18 protein-coding genes are annotated in these 15,977 nt (G+C 68.7%); 10 read left to right on the plus strand and 8 right to left on the minus strand.

From position 1 onward, the window contains the following. Positions 1–2: 2 nt before the first annotated feature. The gene (locus tag KV397_RS17030) at positions 3–914 is read right to left on the minus strand and encodes a LysR family transcriptional regulator (RefSeq protein ID WP_131491689.1); all 912 of its coding nucleotides are present in this window, start codon (positions 912–914) and stop codon (positions 3–5) included. Between the two features lie 106 nt (positions 915–1,020). On the opposite strand from KV397_RS17030, the gene KV397_RS17035 reads away from it, so the two are divergent. Both KV397_RS17035 and KV397_RS17040 read left to right on the plus strand, forming a co-directional pair. After that, positions 1,021–2,382 (plus strand): MFS transporter, encoded by a 1,362-nt coding sequence (locus KV397_RS17035; protein ID WP_131491690.1) that lies wholly within the window; start codon positions 1,021–1,023, stop codon positions 2,380–2,382. Between the two features lie 18 nt (positions 2,383–2,400). After that, a complete protein-coding gene (locus KV397_RS17040) occupies positions 2,401–3,147 on the plus strand; it encodes a 3-hydroxybutyrate dehydrogenase (protein ID WP_131491691.1) in 747 nt (248 codons plus the stop codon). A gap of 85 nt (positions 3,148–3,232) precedes the next feature. On the opposite strand, the gene KV397_RS17045 is transcribed toward KV397_RS17040, so the two are convergent. Beyond that, complete coding sequence (locus KV397_RS17045) at positions 3,233–3,733, minus strand: GNAT family N-acetyltransferase (RefSeq protein ID WP_261811820.1); 501 nt, start codon at positions 3,731–3,733, stop codon at positions 3,233–3,235. A 124-nt stretch (positions 3,734–3,857) separates the two neighbouring features. Further along, entirely contained in the window at positions 3,858–4,499 is a 642-nt protein-coding gene (locus tag KV397_RS17050; RefSeq protein ID WP_131491693.1) for a TetR/AcrR family transcriptional regulator, read from the minus strand. Positions 4,500–4,563: 64 nt separating this feature from the next. Between KV397_RS17050 and KV397_RS17055 the strand changes: the two genes are divergently transcribed. Then, a complete protein-coding gene (locus KV397_RS17055; RefSeq protein WP_261811821.1) occupies positions 4,564–5,877 on the plus strand; it encodes a glycosyltransferase in 1,314 nt (437 codons plus the stop codon). A 23-nt stretch (positions 5,878–5,900) separates the two neighbouring features. Here the strand turns inward: KV397_RS17055 and KV397_RS17060 are convergent, their stop codons facing one another. Together KV397_RS17060 and KV397_RS17065 are read right to left on the minus strand one after the other, a co-directional pair. After that, positions 5,901–6,185 carry a DUF1905 domain-containing protein gene (locus KV397_RS17060; RefSeq protein WP_131491695.1) on the minus strand — a complete coding sequence of 95 codons (285 nt, stop codon included), beginning with the start codon at positions 6,183–6,185 and terminating at the stop codon, positions 5,901–5,903. Between the two features lie 18 nt (positions 6,186–6,203). Further along, positions 6,204–6,584, minus strand: coding sequence for a DUF1761 domain-containing protein (locus KV397_RS17065; protein WP_261811822.1), 381 nt, complete (start codon positions 6,582–6,584; stop codon positions 6,204–6,206). Positions 6,585–6,659: 75 nt separating this feature from the next. Here KV397_RS17065 and KV397_RS17070 point away from each other — a divergent pair, with 75 nt between their 5' ends. Beyond that, positions 6,660–7,274, plus strand: coding sequence for a TetR/AcrR family transcriptional regulator (locus tag KV397_RS17070; RefSeq protein ID WP_261811823.1), 615 nt, complete (start codon positions 6,660–6,662; stop codon positions 7,272–7,274). Between the two features lie 221 nt (positions 7,275–7,495). Here the strand turns inward: KV397_RS17070 and KV397_RS17075 are convergent, their stop codons facing one another. Together KV397_RS17075 and KV397_RS17080 are read right to left on the minus strand one after the other, a co-directional pair. After that, complete coding sequence (locus KV397_RS17075; protein ID WP_248569970.1) at positions 7,496–8,599, minus strand: DUF3137 domain-containing protein; 1,104 nt, start codon at positions 8,597–8,599, stop codon at positions 7,496–7,498. Next, positions 8,596–9,564 carry a hypothetical protein gene (locus KV397_RS17080; protein ID WP_261811824.1) on the minus strand — a complete coding sequence of 323 codons (969 nt, stop codon included), beginning with the start codon at positions 9,562–9,564 and terminating at the stop codon, positions 8,596–8,598. Before KV397_RS17080 ends, KV397_RS17075 begins: the two co-directional genes overlap by 4 nt. 77 nt (positions 9,565–9,641) lie before the next feature. Here KV397_RS17080 and KV397_RS17085 point away from each other — a divergent pair, with 77 nt between their 5' ends. Beyond that, a complete protein-coding gene (locus KV397_RS17085; RefSeq protein WP_226533924.1) occupies positions 9,642–9,998 on the plus strand; it encodes a hypothetical protein in 357 nt (118 codons plus the stop codon). A gap of 13 nt (positions 9,999–10,011) precedes the next feature. On the opposite strand, the gene KV397_RS17090 is transcribed toward KV397_RS17085, so the two are convergent. After that, positions 10,012–10,692, minus strand: coding sequence for an Lrp/AsnC family transcriptional regulator (locus tag KV397_RS17090; RefSeq protein ID WP_261811825.1), 681 nt, complete (start codon positions 10,690–10,692; stop codon positions 10,012–10,014). 57 nt (positions 10,693–10,749) lie between these two features. On the opposite strand from KV397_RS17090, the gene KV397_RS17095 reads away from it, so the two are divergent. From KV397_RS17095 to KV397_RS17115, 5 genes are read left to right on the plus strand one after another with little or no spacing between them, the layout of a single operon-like run. Continuing rightward, positions 10,750–12,336 (plus strand): ABC transporter substrate-binding protein, encoded by a 1,587-nt coding sequence (locus KV397_RS17095; RefSeq protein WP_261811826.1) that lies wholly within the window; start codon positions 10,750–10,752, stop codon positions 12,334–12,336. 11 nt (positions 12,337–12,347) lie between these two features. Further along, positions 12,348–13,409: an ABC transporter permease gene (locus tag KV397_RS17100; RefSeq protein WP_153243187.1), complete on the plus strand. Its 1,062-nt coding sequence runs from the start codon at positions 12,348–12,350 to the stop codon at positions 13,407–13,409. Beyond that, positions 13,406–14,317 carry an ABC transporter permease gene (locus KV397_RS17105; RefSeq protein WP_131491701.1) on the plus strand — a complete coding sequence of 304 codons (912 nt, stop codon included), beginning with the start codon at positions 13,406–13,408 and terminating at the stop codon, positions 14,315–14,317. The genes KV397_RS17100 and KV397_RS17105 overlap by 4 nt, the downstream gene beginning before the upstream one ends. Further along, the gene (locus KV397_RS17110) at positions 14,314–15,132 is read left to right on the plus strand and encodes an ABC transporter ATP-binding protein (protein WP_153243186.1); all 819 of its coding nucleotides are present in this window, start codon (positions 14,314–14,316) and stop codon (positions 15,130–15,132) included. Before KV397_RS17105 ends, KV397_RS17110 begins: the two co-directional genes overlap by 4 nt. Beyond that, positions 15,125–15,964 (plus strand): ABC transporter ATP-binding protein, encoded by an 840-nt coding sequence (locus KV397_RS17115; RefSeq protein WP_261811827.1) that lies wholly within the window; start codon positions 15,125–15,127, stop codon positions 15,962–15,964. The genes KV397_RS17110 and KV397_RS17115 overlap by 8 nt, the downstream gene beginning before the upstream one ends. Positions 15,965–15,977 lie beyond the last annotated feature (13 nt).

Below are 15,977 nucleotides of genomic sequence, written 5' to 3' on the forward strand. Positions count from 1 at the left end.
CCTCAGCCGCTCACGCCGTCGAGCATCGCCTTCGACGCGCGCGTCTGGGCGCGCAGCGCTGCGGCGAGGGCGGAGACGGCGGGCAGACGCAACGACTCCGGACGGGCGACCAGGTAGTACGGAAGCTTCTCGGCGAAGACCGTGGGCAGCAGTCGCACGAGGTCGGCATGGCGGTCGGCCGCGAAACAGGGGAGGAGCCCGACGCCGGCACCTGCGCGCGTCGCCTCCACGTGCACGAAGACATTGGTCGAGGTGAGGCCGTCCTGCATGCGGGGGACGAGTCGACGGGGCAGATCGAGGGCATCGACCTGCAGCATCGAGTCGACGAAGTAGACCAGGTGGTGCTGCTCCAAATCGGCGGCGGTGCTCGGTGTTCCGGCCCGAGCGAGGTAGTCGCGGGATGCGTACATGCCCAGCGTGTACGTGCCGAGCTTCACCGCGTGTGCGCGACGCGTCTGCGGAGCTCCCACCACCACTTCGAGATCGAGCCCGGCGCGATGCTCGGCAGCGCGCCGGGTCGCCGCGACGATCTCGACCGTGAGCCGCGGATGCGCGATGCGGAGGGCGGCGACCGCGGGAGCCGCGATGTAGGCGCTGAAGCCATCGGTGGCCGACATGCGGACGACTCCCGAGACCGGATCGGGGGTCTCGGCGCCGCTGTCGAGCTGAGACAGCGCGGCTTCGATACGGCCTCCCGTCTCCGCGGCGGATCGGCCGAGGTCGGTCAGCTCCCATCCCGTCGCGGACTGCGCGACCACGCGACCGCCGAGCACGTCCTCGAGGGCCGCGATGCGCCGGGCGACCGTCGTGTGGTCGAGGCCCAGATGCGTGGCGGCACTGGTGTAACGCCCGGTGCGCGCGACCGCGAGGAGCACGAGCAGATCGTCGGCACGGGGGCGCTTGGCGGCATCCATTCTGCAATTATGCACATGCGATGTGCAGCACTGGGCGTTGTTGCAAAGCCGCAGGTGCCTGACACTGGGACGCGGGTGTCACCGGCGACACCCGAAGGAGACAGACATGACATCCTCAGTGAGCGCGGCCCCCGCCGCCCCCTCGGCCCCGACCTCGAAGCTCAAGCGCGTCGTCGCGGCCTCCATGGCCGGCACGGTCGTGGAGTGGTACGAGTTCTTCCTCTACGCCACGGCCGCGAGCCTGGTCTTCGGCACCTACTTCTTCCCGGCCACCGGCTCCCCGCTCGACGGCATCATCGCCGCCTTCGTCACCTACGCGGTCGGTTTCATCGCCCGCCCGCTCGGTGGCATCGTCTTCGGGCAGATCGGTGACCGGTTCGGCCGCAAGCCCACGCTGCAGGCGACGATCATCATCGTGGGCGCGGCGACGTTCCTGATGGGGTGCCTGCCCGGGTTCCAGAGCATCGGCTACTGGGCCCCGGCGCTACTGGTCGCGCTGCGCTTCCTCCAGGGGTTCGCGGTCGGCGGTGAGTGGGGTGGCGCGGTGCTGCTCGTCGCCGAGCAGAGCCCTGACCGCTCCCGTTCCTTCTGGTCGAGCTGGCCGCAGGCCGCCGTGCCGGTGGGCAATCTGCTCGCCACGCTCGTCCTCCTCGTGAGCTCCTGGGTGATGACCTCCGACGCGTTCCTCGAGTGGGGGTGGCGCATCGCCTTCTGGCTGTCGGCCGTGATCGTCCTGGTCGGCTTCTACATCCGTCGTCACGTCGAGGAGGCGCCGATCTTCCTCGAAGCGAAGGCACAGGTCGAGGCGGAGAAGGCCACGTCCTACGGCGTCGTCGAGGTGCTGCGCCGCTACCCGAAGGGTCTCCTCCAGGCGATGGGACTCCGCTTCGCCGAGAACATCGTCTACTACATCGTGGTCAGCTTCACGATCGTGTATCTGAAGACGGTGCACGAGTACGACACGAGTCAGCTTCTGCTCGCTCTGCTCATCGCGCACGTGGTGCATTTCGCGATCATCCCGCAGCTCGGGCGTCTCGCCGATCGCTGGGGACGCAAGCCGGTATACCTGACCGGTGCGATCCTCAGCGCGACCTGGGCGTTCTTCGCCTTCCCGCTGTTCGACACCCTCAACCCGGTGCTGATCGTGCTCGCGGTGACGGTCGGGCTCTGCTTCCACGCGTTCATGTACGCGCCGCAACCCGCGGTGATGGCCGAGCTCTTCCCGACCCGCATGCGCTATTCCGGCGTCTCGCTCGGATCCCAGGTCACGGCGATCCTCGCCGGATCGCTCGCACCGATCCTCGCGATCCAGTGGCTGCGCGACTTCGGCTCCTGGCTGCCGATCGCGATCTACATCGTCATCGCGTGCGTCGTCACCGCCGTCGCCGTGCTGTCGTTGCGGGAGACCAAGGGCATCTCGCTGCAGTCGATCGACGACGCGGACGCGGCGCGCACCGCCGCGGCCTGAACCACGGAGGAGCACGACATGACCGATCTGCACGGACGCAGGGCTCTCGTCACCGGCGGCGCGAGCGGGATCGGCGCGGCGTGCGCCCGAGCCTTCGCCACGGCGGGCGCGCGGGTCATCGTGGCCGATATCGATCGCACGGCGGCGGAGGCGCTCGCCGCGGAGATCGGGGGAGAGGCGTGGCACATCGATCTGTCGGATGTCGCAGCGCTGGCCGACGCGCACCTCGACGTCGACATCCTCGTCAACAACGCCGGCGTCCAGCACGTGAGCCCGATCGAGGACTTCGCGCCGGAGCGGTTCTCGTTCATCCTGCGCCTCATGCTCGAAGCGCCGTTCCTCCTCATCCGGGCCGCTCTGCCCGGGATGTACGAGCGGGGGTTCGGGCGGGTGATCAACGTGTCGAGCGTGCACGGCGTGCGCGCTTCCGCCTACAAGTCGGCCTATGTCGCGGCGAAGCACGGCCTGGAGGGCCTGTCGAAGGTGACGGCGCTGGAAGGCGGCACCCGCGGGGTGACGAGCAACTGCATCGATCCCGGCTACGTGCGCACGCCGCTCGTCGAGAAGCAGATCGCCGACCAGGCCCGGGTGCACGGCATCCCGGAGAGTGAGGTGCTCGAGACCGTGATGCTCACCGAGTCGGCGATCAAGCGGCTCGTCGAACCGCATGAGGTCGCGTCACTCGCACTCTGGCTCGCCGGCGATACCGCGGGCATGGTGACGGGCGCGAGCTACACGATGGACGGTGGCTGGTCGGCGCGGTGAGGTACGAGACGACCAACCCTGCGTGCGACCGCTCACGAGGTGGTCGAGCGAGGGCTGCGACCGGTTGGCTCCCCTGGATCAGGAATCAACCAGAGGCAGGATCCTCGCGGACGTTCCGGCGAAGCTCATACCAGAGCAGACTCGATGCGTCCGAGCCGCCCCAGGTGATCGGTGTGCGCGAGCGAAGAGACCAGCCGCGTTCGCGGTAGAGGCGTTGGGCGTGGTGGCCGTTATCCGCCACTGCGAGGAGCGCCAGTTCCGCATCACCATGGGCCGTGGCCACATCAAGCAATCGCGCTCCGATCCCGCGGCCATTGACCGAAGGTGCGACAAAGAGCCGTTCGACGGTCACCACCCTCGCGTCGTCGTCCGATATCGTCGCGGCGACGTGCCCAACCACCCGACCGTCGATCTCCGCAACCCACGCGGACTCAACTTCCGCGAGCCAGCTCTCGGCATCCGCGGGCCAGTTGACCGGGTACGAATCCCGCAGGTGAACTGCGCGGAGGACCTCGGCGCATTCGGCCATGTCACCCGAAACACGCGGACGGATGATCGGTCCACGGGCGTCGGCTTGCAGATTCATCGATCTTTCTGACACGCTGACAACCCTCTTCGCAACATGTATAGCAGCGTACGACGATCGAGCTTCCTCCTCGAAGAAGGGGGTGGGTCCTCGAGGGAACCTCTACACGATGGACGGCGGCTGGTCAGCTCCTGGCGGCGATCTCGGCGTGCACCGCGCGGCGGAGCCACTCGGCGTAGCGCTCACTCGTCCACCCCGACTGCGTGACCAGCTGCTGGTAGCTTTCGGGGGAGAGCAGGAACGACAGGGCATCGGCGACTGCGGAGTCGTCGATGTCCGGTGAGGCGAGGTCGCGGCGGCGCAGTTCCGAAACCAGCCCCCGGTAGTCCGCGCTGCGGTGCTCGAGGATCCGGCGGAGCGCTTCGTCGACGACGGGATCCGACAGCGCAGCCCCCAGCAGCACCGTCCACAAGCCGTGTCCGCGCGCGTTCGCGGTCGTGATCTGCGTCAGCACGGTATCGAGGAAGACGTCGTCCGGCAGGTCCAAGAGTCCGTTCGCGACTTCGGTGTCGGCGAGCGTCTCCGCTCCTTCCGAGCCGGAGAAGGTGACCTCGAAAGCGGCGATGAGCAGCTCGGCTTTCGATGCCGTCGTCTTCACGGTCTCGGCCGAGACCCCTGCCTCGCGTGCGATCGCGGCGATCGTGGTCGCCTGGTAGCCCTGCGTGGCGAACAGGCGGGCGGATGCGGAGACGATGCGCTCGCGGGTCTCCAGCGCCTGGCGTGCACGCAACTCGGATCGATAGGCGCGGGGAGCGATCTCAACCATTGACTTTCCTGTCAGTGTTATGAATACTACGACGGTACATTCAATCTTAGCGAAAGGGCTCGGCATGTCCAGCTACCTCCTCACCTGCACACCGGCTCACGGTCATGTCCTGTCGCTGTTGCAGGTCGCGCGCCACCTCCTCTCCCGCGGCCACGAGGTGAGCTTCCTCACGAGCAGCCGCTACGCCGAGCGGGTGGCCGATGCAGGCGCACGCTTCCTCGCTCTGCCTGCCGAGGCGGACGTCGACCTCGACGACGCCGACGGCTCGTTCCCGGAGCGCGCGGGACTCACCGGCCCCGCCGCGCTGCGGTTCGACATGAGCACTCTCTTCGTGCGTCCTGGCGCGGCGCAGCTCGCTGCCGTCCGGGCCGAGCTCGACGCCCACCCGGTCGATGCCGTGCTCACGGAGCCGCTCTTCGTCGGGGGTGCTCTCCTGCAGCTGATGCCCGTCCACGAACGACCGCCGGTCGTCGTCCTCGGCATCTTCCCGCTCGGAGTGCGCAGCAGGGACACGGCGCCGTTCGGCCTCGGGGCCGCGCCCATCCCGGGGCCGTTCGGTCGCCTCCGCAACGCCGCCCTGCGTGTGATCGCCGAGAGAGCGATCTTCGGGGGCGTGCAGAAGGAGGCCGACGAGATGGCGCGCCGCACGGTCGGCCGTGAGCTCGGCGGTTTCGTGCTCGACTGGGCCGGCCGCGCCGACGCCTACGTGCAGTTCACCGTGCCCGAGTTCGAGTACCCGCGCGCCGACCTGCCCGCGACCGTGCACTTCGCGGGACCATTGCCGGCCGCGACGTCGACGGCGGGCGTGCCGGAGTGGTGGCCCGATCTCGATGGATCCCGTCCCGTGGTGCATGTCACCCAGGGCACGATCGCCAACTCCGACTTCGGGCAGCTCGTCCTCCCGACGGTCACGGCGCTCGCGGGCTCCGATGTCCTCGTGGTGGTGACCACCGGCGGACGACCGGTCGACGCCCTGGGGATCACGCTGCCGGACAACGTGCGCGTGGCGGAGTATCTGCCCTACGACCGCCTGCTCCCGCTGGTCGACGTGCTGGTCACCAACGGTGGCTACGGCGGCGTCCAGCAGGCGCTCGCCCACGGGATCCCGCTCGTGGTCGCGGGCCAGACCGAAGACAAGGTCGAGGTGTCGGCGCGTGTCGGGTGGTCGGGTGCCGGGGTGAACCTGCGAACGACCAACGCGACGCCGGTTCAGGTCTCCCGTGCCGTGGAGCGTGTCCTGTCGGAGCCCGCGTTCCGTGCGAACGCGGAACGCATCGGCGCCGCCATGCGCGATGCCGATGCAGGACGCGCGCTCGATCGCGCCCTGGCCGAAGTCTCGGTGGGGAGGGGGCAGTCGCGTCGAGACGTGCGACGGTGAGGGGCGCGCCGACGCGGACGGTGTCAGCCGTTGAGACGCTCAGTGAGGTGCACGGTCACGTCATCGCCGTCGGTCTTGCCGATGCGCTTGCGGATGGCGGCCGAGACGGGGAGCTTGTGCGTCCCGTCACCGAGAGCCATGAACGCCCCGCGAAAGGGCTCGCCGTCGACGGTGCCGACGACCTTGACGAGACCGCGGGTGCCGAAGATCGTCGCCGAGCCGTCGAGCTGGACGCAGGTCCAGGTGTCTCCCTCGCGCACCTTGCCGAGCGTGGCCGTGAAGGTGATGTCGAGTGGGGTGGTGGTCATGTCTCTCTCCGTTCTCGATCAGAGGAACGATCCGACGATCGCGCCGATGATGGTGAGTTTGAGGATCCAGTCGAGCAGGTGGATTCCAGCCGCGGGCAGTGCGGTGTTCTCGTGTACGACGCCACCCATCAGCAGCACCAGGGGGAGGGCGCACAGCGACAGGCCCAGGAGGGCTCCGCTTCCGGCGCCGTGCCACCCGGCTGCGAGCATCAGGCCTGCCACGAGGCACGAGACGATGAGGCTCCGCAGGACGACGGAGGCCATCTGCGCGGCCATCGGGAGGCCGGGGCGAGGAGTGCTCGTCCTCGAGATGACTGCGGCCACCGGGGGCATGGCGTAGAGCACGGCACTGGCGATGAACGAGGCCACCGTGGCGAGGGAGATTGCGAGGACGATCATGTCCGTCTCCTTTAGTACTTGATGGTACTCAATGTAGGTCGACCGGACGGTACTGTCAAGTACTAAACTTCACTCATGACTGCGACGACTCGTGCACCCGGACGCCCAGCCGGTCGCACCGGGGACGCCTTGCTCGACACCGCCCGCGAGGTCTTCCTCGAGTACGGCTACGCCGGAGCCTCGATGGATGAGGTGGCGAAACGGGCGCGCATCTCCAAGGCCTCGCTCTACCGGGAACACTCCTCCAAGTCCGCGCTCTACGCCGCTGCCGTTCGGCAGTGGGCGCGTGCCGGCAGGGATGCCATGAAGCCCGCACTCGAGGAGCTCACGACGAGCCAGGATCTGAGGCAGGGTCTCGTGTCCCTCGGGGAGACCATGCGGGCGGGGATCCTGAGTCCTCCCGTGGTCGCGATGCGCCGCCTGGTGATCGCCGAGGCGGCCGCGCAGCCCGAGGTGGCGCGGGACTATCTGGCACAGAGCTGGGACACGAACATCCATGACCTCGCGAAGGCGCTGGCGCACCTGGCGGACGCCCACGGGCTGCGGGTCGACGATGCCGACGCGCTCGCGAGCGAGTTCACCTGGCTGGTGGTGGGGGCACCGCTGAACGCGGCGCTTCTGGGCGTCGAGCGCGATCCGCCGCCGGTTGCGAGAGCCGTCGATCTCTTCCTCACCGGCTCGCTGCGCTGACGCCTCGAAGAAAGCGCATTCCGACGCATGGATGCAACGTGTTGCAACCTCTCGCGGTATACCATTTCGGTATACGCCCAGCAGCGTCAGTCCCCAGCTGACCGTGGGCGGGGCGGCTCAGCCGCCATGCGGAGGGAGAGTCGATCTTCTTTCGATCCCGAGGGGGGATGGGGTGGGAGTTCGGTCCCCAGCCGGCACCCACCCCCACACTCGGTTCTGCGTCAGATGATCCGGCTCACGATCCAGAACGCGATGAACCCGATCACGATGATGATCGGCACCCAGGTTCCGCCGCGCTTCAGACGCCGCCCCTGCGGCGCGACGCCCGGCGGCGGTGTGAGCAGGCCCGCGGGTGGTGCAAAGGGGAGTGCCTGGTTCGGCGGGGCGGCGGATGCCGTGGCCCCCGGATTCTCCGCGATCAGCCGGTCATCACGCCACCGCGCCCACTGATCGAACTTGGTCAGCAGCGCGCCGACCACGCCGAACAGCCAGGCCCAGGTGGCGGGATCGAGGGTCGATACCTTCCGCTGCGTGTAGAGGAACAGCCAGTCGTCGACGATCTCGACGTCGAGCTGGGCGGCGTTGTCGATGAACCGCGCCATGATGTCGGGCGTGAACAGGTACAAGGCGTCGCGCTCGTACCCGGCGGGGCAGTACAGGGTGAAGTGCTGGTCGAAGTCGCCCTCGAGCGACAAGCGTTGCGCCTTCTGGAACGACGCGGGCAGGTTCGACCCGAAACCGTTGTTCCCCTTGGCGTCGAGGACGATGTTCGGCAGCGGCACGTCGAGCTTCACGGCGACGTAGCCCCAGCGGTAGGTCGTCGAGTTCTTCCCCGACTGCACCGTGTACTGGTAGTTGCCGAACTCGACGAAACGTGGCCGGGTGCCCCGGATCAGATCGGTCGACTGGCGCGCGCGGCCGAGACTGAAGATCATGCCGGGAAGAGGCGGATCGACGATCTTCGGCTCGTACGACATGCCGTTCGCCCGGGCGAAGCGATCGAGTCGGTACCGCGTCGCCTGGGCGTTGCGCACGCTCAGCCAGATCATGACCCCCACTGCCGCGAGCAGGAGCAGGATGAGCACCAGCGGGATGGCCGCGGTGGCGGGAGAGCCGCCGAAGGACGCGAGCGCCAGCACCACGCTCACGAAGATCGGGATCATCACGACCGCGGCGATCACCGCCACCGCGATGCCGATGACGGTGGACGCCGACATGCCTGCAGTGCGGCGGGAACGGAGCTCCGCGGCGAACGCGCGCACCGATGCTGCGTCGACCGGCTCGGTGAGCGGCCGCGGGTCGAAGCTCAGCTGCGGCGGGGTCACCGGTTCACCGTGTCGGCATCCCACGTGAGCGCGGCACCCTCGGGGATCGGCAGGGCCTCCAGGCGTTCGTCCGCGCAGATCGCGTCGATCAGGGCGGACGAGCCGGCCACGATCGTCGAATCGAAGTCGACCTCGCTCACCAGGACCCACGAGCGGTCTTCCGGCCACAGCATGCTCGGACTCTGGGCCGACGGCAGGAACCCGTGCTCCTCGGCCACGTGATCGCGCCAGGGAACGTGCAGGATCCAGTCCGGGTCGGCGAAGGCGCTCGGGGCGGCGGAGAACAGCACGTGGGCGCGGTCGGTCAGCTGAAGGCGTGGCCCCTCGGAGATCTCGCGAGACAGGATGCCCTCCTGCCACGTGGGTTTGCGGAAGACGTTGTTGAACGGGTCCTTCGTACTGCGATCGAGCATCGCCTGATGGTTCGGGTCATCCGAGAAGGTCAGGAACGCCCGAGAAGGCGACATGCCGACGAACCCGAGCAGGCCGCCTCGTCCCTCCCAGAGCGCTGCGACCCCGGCGCCGGGGGTCTGCGTGTGGTCGGCGAGATGTTCGGCGACGGCCGCCAGGAGGTCCGGGTCGAGCTCCCCCTCGATCGGGGCCGAGAACTCGCGGCCGTCGGGGGCGATCCTGACGCCCCAGTCGCCACCCGCGGGCGTGCGCACGATCCGTTGCCACTGCGCGAGCGGATGCAGGACCGTGCCGAATGCGGCTGCCGTCTGCGCCCAGGTGACGGGCTCATCCACGAACCGGGCGACGAGGGCCTGATGCTCCGCCTCGGGCATCCGCACCAGTTCCTCGGCCGTCGGCACCGCGCGATCCGGCAGGGTCCGGGCGATGGCGGGATGCAGCACCCGGGCGTAGGCGGCATAGCCGCGGGGGACCACCCCGTGCATCGTCTCGTGACCTGCGTCGAGCCGCTCGCGCAGCCATGCCCCCGCCGAGGGATCGGAAATCCACTCCATGCCACCACGCTACCCGGGGGCAGTGCCTCCGATGCTCGCACGGACGACTCGTGGCGGGATCCCCCATAATCGAGGGTGTGACTGCGACTGCAACCCTCCCCTCCCTCGACGGCCGCCGCTTCCGGATGATCTCGTCCACCACCTCGGCGGTCGACCCGGAATCTCCGAGCATCTTCGAGTACTTCGAGCGCGACGGCGCGATCTGGGGCGGGTACGAGGGTGACACGGTCACGTTCGGCAAGTTCGTGGGCACCCGCACCGGTGACACGATCTGGGTGTCGTTCGTGCACGTGCTCAAGGCCGACGGCACGGTCGTGACCGGAGACGGCGAGAGCGAGCTCGAGCTCACCGACGACGGTGGCATCCGTCTGGTCGAGCACTACGAGATGCACGGACTCCCGCAGCTGAGCGTGTGCGAGGAGATCGCAGCCTGACGTCGAGCCGGCCTCAGCGCGGCGGCAACGTGTCGCGTCCGGGTGAGGCCGGTGTCCAGCGCGTCATCCCGAGCGGGATCTCGGTGTCGCGCTCGGGCAGGTCTCCCGGCAGCAGATAGGGCCGGCGGATCACCTCGTCGAGCACGACGACGCTGACGACCGTTCGCACCTCGGGAAGCTGCGCGATCACCCCGGTCGAGAATTCGTGCACGCCGCTGACGTCGACCGCGCGGATCAGCAGCATGGCATCGTGCTCGCCGGTCGTGATGGCGCACCACTCCACGTCGGGCATCTCAAGTACCCGCTCGCGGAACGACGCCCAGGCCTGGGGCATCACGGTGACGAACACCAGCGCTCCGATCGAGAGCCCCGCCTTCGCCTGATCGACACGCGCCGTGAATCCCGTGATGACGCCGTCGTGCACCAGCGACTCGACCCGGGTGTAGGCGTTCGCGCGCGATATTCCGATCTTCTCGGCGAGCGCCGCGATCGAGACGCGACCGTTATCCCGGAGGACTTCGAGGATTCTGTATGCCGTCTCGTCCAAAGGGGCAGCACTTCGTCCAGAATGCTTCGAGTGTTCCGCATCCTTGCTGGACATATTGTTCCTCACGGTCGAGGTTCTGGACAGAGCGTGTCGACGTGACCCACTCTTGCTGGACACATCGTCGCATATGATGCGAATCTGATCCACGGTCGTCCACATCGGTGGCGACTCACCCGAATGTACTCCTCGCCTCTGGAGGCCCTCATGTCGTCACGCCGTATCACGCCGGTCATCGCGCTCGGAGCCGTCGCGCTCCTCGCGCTCGCAGGATGCTCGGGAGGGAACTCCGCCAACAACGGCGACAACTCCTCCGGCTCCGACTCCCTCGTCATCGACACCGCGTTCTCGATCGAGACCACCGACCCGGGTCACACCTACGACCCGACCGGCAACATGATCGCGAAGGCACTGTACGAGACCCTCGTCGACTTCGAGGGCTCCGATGTCTCGACCCCCGTTCCCGGGCTCGCCTCGTGGGAGCAGAACGACGAGGCCACCGAGTTCACGTTCACGCTCGAGGGCGACCGCGTCTTCTCCGACGGGACGCCGATCGAGGCCAAGGACGTCGTCTTCTCGTTGCAGCGCATCCAGGGCATGGAAGACGCCAAGCCGAACTTCCTCCTGGGCGGCCTGACCATCACCGAGGTCGACGACAAGACGATCCGCTTCACCTCCGAGACCCCGCTGTTGCAGCTGCCCGCGATCCTCGCGAACCCCGCCCTGGGCATCGTCAACTCCGATGTCGTGCTCGAGAACGGCGGTGCCACTGACGGCACCGACTCGGCGCAGAAGTTCCTCGACGGTGCCTCCGCGGGCTCCGGCCCCTTCGTGCTCGACACCCTCGACCTCAGCTCGCAGGTCGTGCTGACCAAGAACGACGAGTACAACGGCGACGAGGCATCGGACTACAAGCGCGTGGTCGTGCGCAACGTGTCGGAGAGCGCCACGCAGCTCGCCAACCTCAAGGGCGGCGACTCCATGGTCGCGATGGACCTGAACGGCGACCAGGTGGCCGGTCTCGGCGACGGCATCACGGTCGACTCGGTCCCCTCCGGCCAGACGATCTTCCTGCTGCTGAACCAGTCCGAGGCCGTCGCCGGTGACCTGGCGAACGTCAAGATCGCCGAGGCCATCCGCTACGCACTCGACTATGACGCGCTGCTGGAGCTGGCCGGAGCCGGATCCGTGCAGGCGACCGGTGTCATCCCGCCCGGATTCGAGGGCGCACTCGACAGCGGCGTGGAGCAGGACCTCGACAAGAGCGCGGCCGCACTCGAAGAAGCCGGCTACACCGGGCAGACGCTGAAGCTGCAGTTCCCGAACGACTACCCGGTCGGCGGCGTGGAGTTCACGCCGCTCGCCGAGCGCATCCAGGCGCAGCTCAAGGACGCCGGCATCACGGTCGACCTCGCCCCCGCGCCGTTCGCGACCGAGCTCGACGCCTACGTCAACGGCGCCGAGGGCTTCGGCCTCTGGTTCTGGGGCCCCGACTACGCGGACTCCGCGAACTTCCTGCCGTTCGGTCCGGGGCTGAAGGTCGGCCTGCGTGCCGGCTGGGCCGCAGAGGCAAACCCGGAGATCGCCGGGATCGCCGCCGGTGCCGCTGCCGCGACCGACGCCGACCAGCGCACGGCCGCCTTCACGGAGTTCGCCGAGGCCATGCAGGCCGAGGGTCCGTTCGTCCCGATGATCGTCCCCGGTCGCAACATCTCCTCCGCCGACAGCGTGAAGGGCGCCGTGTACAACTCCGTGTGGGAGATGGACATCGCCGAGATCGCGCCGGCCGGCTGAGCGGACATCTCATGACGACAGTGGCGGTGCAGAGGCAGGCGCAGCGGCGTCGATCGCCTCTGGTCGGATACCTGCTGCGGCGGGCCGGCACCTCCCTGCTCCTGTTGGTGGGCGTGACGATCGTCACGTTCGCGCTCACCAACCTGGTGCCGGGGGACCCGGTCTCGGCCGCGCTCGGTGAGGGCGCGTCGCAGAACCCCGCGACGCGCGAAGCGTTCATCAAGGAGCAGGGTCTCGACCAGCCACTGTTCGTGCAGTACTTCATCTACATGGGGAATCTGCTCCGCGGAGACCTCGGCACGTCGCTGGTGACCGGACGCCCGGTCACCAGCGACCTCGCCACCGCGGTGCCGGCGACCATCGAGATCGCGATCGGTGCGATCATCGTCAGTCTCGCTGTGAGCATCGTGCTCGGCACCCTCGCCGCCTACCGTCGCGGACTGGTCACCGACCAGGTCATCCGCGTGGTCACGCTGGTGGGCCTGAGCGTGCCGACGTTCTGGCTGGCGCTGGTCAGCTTCTACGTCTTCTTCCTGGAGCTGCGGATCGCTCCGGGCTCCGGGCGCATCTCGCCGTCGATCACCCCGCCGCCGCGCGTGACCGGGCTCTACACGGTCGACTATCTCCTGAACGGAGACGCGGTCGGGTTCTTCGACGCCCTCGCGCACCTCGCCCTCCCCGTCATGGTGCTCTCGCTCGTGACGATCGGCCTGCTGACCCGCTTCATCCGCACCTCGGTGCTCGAGGTCCTGGGCAGCGACTACGTGCGCGCCGCCCGCGCCAAGGGGCTCCCGGCCATGCGCGTGATCGTCGGCTACGTCCTGCGGGGCGCCTCGCTGCCGATCCTCACGGTCGTGGGTGTCGCGTTCGGAGCCCTGCTCTCGGGCACGGTGCTCGTCGAGTCCGTGTTCGCCTGGCCCGGACTGGGTACCTACGCGTACAACTCGGCAGCGAACCTCGATCTGCCCGGCATCATGGGGGTCGGTCTCGTGGTCGGCATCATCTACCTCCTCATCAACTTCATCGTCGACATCCTCTACGGCGTGCTCGACCCGAGAGTGAGGATCGCATGAGCCGCATCGCCGCCGCCACCCCGGCCGGTCGCTTCCGCTTCCGCTGGCCCCGAGCCTGGCGCACCCCGCTCGGCATCATCGGCACCGTCATCGCGGGCGCCTGGGTCATCGTGGCCTTCACCGCCCAGTGGTGGGTGCCGTATCCGCCGAACGCGCAGGTGCTGCCCCGTCTGCAGGCACCGGGGATCGACACGCTCCTCGGCACCGACGGCAACGGCCGCGACATCTTCTCCCGGCTGATGACGGGCGCGACGGTGAGCCTTCCGCTCGCGCTCATGCTCGTGATCGCCGCCATGATCATCGGCACGGTCATCGGCGCCGTCGCCGGGTACTTCGGCGGCTGGGTCGACGAGACCCTGATGCGCATCACCGATCTGTTCATGGCGTTCCCGACCGTGATCCTGGCCATGGTGGTCGCGGCTTCGCTCGGACCTTCCCTCTTCAACGCGGTGATCGCCGCGATCGTCGTGTCCTGGCCGCAGTACTCGCGTGTCACACGGAGCATCGTGCTGGGGCTGCGCGGGCAGAACTACGTGATCGCGGGCCGGCTCCTCGGACACTCGCCGGTGCGCACGCTGGTCGTCGACATCCTGCCGAACATCGCCGGCCCGATCCTGGTCCTGGCCACGCTCGACATCGGCGCGGCCATCCTCCTCCTCTCCGGACTCTCCTTCCTCGGTCTCGGTGCACAGCCGCCGACGGCGGAGTGGGGGTCGATGATCTCCGCAGCGATGCAGAACTTCGACGCCTGGTGGCTCGGGGTGTTCCCGGGCCTCGCGATCCTCACGGTCGTGCTGGCGTTCAACTTCCTCGGTGACGCGATGCGCGACGTGCTCGACCCGACCGCGGAGATCACGCACGAGAAAGCCGACGAGCACGCGGCATCGGCGACGGGGGCGACGGCATGAGCGCCCAGGGAGCCACGGTCCTGCGCATCCGCGACCTCACGATCGACATCGGCCGTCCGCTGGTGAAGGGCGTCTCGCTCGAACTCGAGGCGGGTCGTGTCCAGGGGCTCGCGGGGGAATCCGGATCCGGCAAGACCCTCACCTCGCTCGCCGTGCTGGGGCTGCTGCCGCGGCAGGCGCGCACCGGGGGATCGATCCTGCTCGGGGACGAGGAACTCGTCGGCCTGCGTCGCCGCGCGCTCAACCGCGTGCGGGGCAAGCGGATCGCCATGGTGTTCCAGGATCCGTCCGCCTCGCTGCACCCGCAGCTTCCGGTCGGCCGTCAGCTCACCGATCACATGCGCGTGCACCTCGGGCTCACGGGCGCCGCCGCACGGGCGCGGGCGGTGGAGCTGCTCGAGACCGTGCAGGTGCCGAATCCCGCCGAGGCGCTGAAACGCTATCCGCATCAGTTCTCCGGCGGACAGCGCCAGCGCATCGCGATCGCGTGCGCCCTCGCGTGCGACCCCGAGGTGCTGCTGGCCGACGAGCCCACGACGGCCCTCGACGTCACGGTGCAGGCCGGCATCCTGAAGCTGCTGCGCGACCTCGCGGTCGAGCGGAACCTCGCGGTGCTGCTCGTGACGCATGACCTGGGCGTGATGAGCGCGATCGCCGACAGGGTGGCCGTCATGAAGGACGGGCGGATCGTCGAGCTCGCCGACCGGGAGACGCTCTTCCTCGATCCTCAGCACGACTACACGCGCATGCTGCTCGCGGCCCTGCCGGGCTCGCGGGTCGACGAGGCACCGGAACAGGAGTCCGCAGATGAGTGAGGTCGCCGTCCTCGACGCGCAGGACGTGGTCGTGCGCTACCCGGGACATCCGCCCGTCGTCGCCGTGAACGGCGTGTCGATCAGCGTGGCCGCGGGGGAGACCGTGGCTCTGGTCGGCGAGTCCGGAAGCGGGAAGTCGAGCCTCGCCCGCGCCGTCGTCGGCATCGAGAAGATCGCGGGCGGTGCCGTCCGTTTCCGCGATGTGCCCGTCGCACCGCTCGGCATCCGTCGTCGACCGACCGCGATGACCGGTATCCAGATGGTGTTCCAGGACCCGTCCACGTCGCTGAACCCCCGACGGCGTGTGGGCGACCAGATCGCGGACGGCATCGCGACGGCACGGGCCCGCGGCGAGGCCGGATCGACGGTCGATGAATGGCTCGACCGCGTGGGGCTGCCGACCGAGGTCAGCACGCGCTTCCCCCACCAGTTCTCGGGCGGGCAGAAGCAGCGCCTCGCGATCGCGCGGGCGTTGGCTGCGCGGCCGTCGCTCCTCGTGGCCGACGAGCCGATCTCCGCCCTCGACGCCTCGACGCAGACGAGTGTCGCCCGGCTCATGCGCGACCTGGTCGCGGAGTCGGGAGCGGGGATGCTGTTCATCTCGCACGACCTCGCGGTGGTGCGACGCATCGCCGACCGGACCCACGTGATGTTCGGTGGTCGTGTGCTGGAGTCCGGGCCGACGGCGCCGCTGTGGGCCGCGCCGCAGCACCCCTACACGCAGGCGCTGCTGGCGGCGATCCCGGAACCGGACGGGGCCGGCCGCATCCCCGCAGCGCCCTCGGTCGACGACCGCACCGTGTGGGCGGAAGTGCCGCCGGTCACGTACTGATCCTTTGAGGACG

Source organism: Microbacterium aurugineum (assembly GCF_023101205.1).
Lineage (GTDB): Bacteria > Actinomycetota > Actinomycetes > Actinomycetales > Microbacteriaceae > Microbacterium > Microbacterium aurugineum.

What these genes read in the sequence shown, in the direction of transcription:
- KV397_RS17105 (WP_131491701.1), top strand. Translation starts at nt 13,406, where the DNA reads ATGAGCCGCATCGCCGCCGCCACCCCGGCCGGTCGCTTCCGCTTCCGC.
- KV397_RS17070 (WP_261811823.1), top strand. Translation starts at nt 6,660, where the DNA reads ATGACTGCGACGACTCGTGCACCCGGACGCCCAGCCGGTCGCACCGGG.
- KV397_RS17095 (WP_261811826.1), top strand. Translation starts at nt 10,750, where the DNA reads ATGTCGTCACGCCGTATCACGCCGGTCATCGCGCTCGGAGCCGTCGCG.
- KV397_RS17045 (WP_261811820.1), bottom strand. Translation starts at nt 3,733, where the DNA reads ATGAATCTGCAAGCCGACGCCCGTGGACCGATCATCCGTCCGCGTGTT.
- KV397_RS17080 (WP_261811824.1), bottom strand. Translation starts at nt 9,564, where the DNA reads ATGGAGTGGATTTCCGATCCCTCGGCGGGGGCATGGCTGCGCGAGCGG.
- KV397_RS17115 (WP_261811827.1), top strand. Translation starts at nt 15,125, where the DNA reads ATGAGTGAGGTCGCCGTCCTCGACGCGCAGGACGTGGTCGTGCGCTAC.
- KV397_RS17050 (WP_131491693.1), bottom strand. Translation starts at nt 4,499, where the DNA reads ATGGTTGAGATCGCTCCCCGCGCCTATCGATCCGAGTTGCGTGCACGC.
- KV397_RS17100 (WP_153243187.1), top strand. Translation starts at nt 12,348, where the DNA reads ATGACGACAGTGGCGGTGCAGAGGCAGGCGCAGCGGCGTCGATCGCCT.
- KV397_RS17030 (WP_131491689.1), bottom strand. Translation starts at nt 914, where the DNA reads ATGGATGCCGCCAAGCGCCCCCGTGCCGACGATCTGCTCGTGCTCCTC.
- KV397_RS17065 (WP_261811822.1), bottom strand. Translation starts at nt 6,584, where the DNA reads ATGATCGTCCTCGCAATCTCCCTCGCCACGGTGGCCTCGTTCATCGCC.
- KV397_RS17060 (WP_131491695.1), bottom strand. Translation starts at nt 6,185, where the DNA reads ATGACCACCACCCCACTCGACATCACCTTCACGGCCACGCTCGGCAAG.
- KV397_RS17055 (WP_261811821.1), top strand. Translation starts at nt 4,564, where the DNA reads ATGTCCAGCTACCTCCTCACCTGCACACCGGCTCACGGTCATGTCCTG.
- KV397_RS17040 (WP_131491691.1), top strand. Translation starts at nt 2,401, where the DNA reads ATGACCGATCTGCACGGACGCAGGGCTCTCGTCACCGGCGGCGCGAGC.
- KV397_RS17110 (WP_153243186.1), top strand. Translation starts at nt 14,314, where the DNA reads ATGAGCGCCCAGGGAGCCACGGTCCTGCGCATCCGCGACCTCACGATC.
- KV397_RS17035 (WP_131491690.1), top strand. Translation starts at nt 1,021, where the DNA reads ATGACATCCTCAGTGAGCGCGGCCCCCGCCGCCCCCTCGGCCCCGACC.